Here is a 380-nt window from a genome sequence, read left to right as displayed (position 1 = left end):
ACCAAGAGCATCTTCCGCTCCAACACCTACAAGTCCAAGGACCCGACCAAGTTCAACGAATTCTCCTTCGAGGACGCACCGGGCCAGGAGAACTTCCACCTGCATGCCCAGAAGGACATGACCTCGAAGGTGCTCAACAACCAGATCCACACGGTGGATGCCAGTGCGCTGCACAGCTACGGCCAGCAGCACCAGCTCACCGTGGGCGCCAACATGAACCACCAGGTCGGCGGCGGGCTCAACCAGGTGGTGGGGGCGACGACGGGCGCCGGGGCGGCGGCGCTGATGAGCGGAGCGCTCTCTGGGCTGATGGGCCAGAGCGCGGGCATGCTGCAACAGGCCATGGCGATCGCCGCTCAGGCGGCGGCCGGCCAATCGGG

Annotated in this window: 1 pseudogene; it reads left to right on the top strand. The window is 65.8% G+C overall.

The features are described from left to right. Window positions 1-380, top strand: a pseudogene (locus J8I29_RS29705) (type VI secretion system tip protein VgrG); the annotation flags it as partial.

It is taken from the genome of Labrys sp. LIt4 (assembly GCF_017813775.1).
Taxonomy (GTDB): domain Bacteria; phylum Pseudomonadota; class Alphaproteobacteria; order Rhizobiales; family Labraceae; genus Labrys; species Labrys okinawensis_A.
Note: the sequence above shows the minus strand (reverse complement) of the source record. Positions and strands in the feature narration are given on the sequence as shown.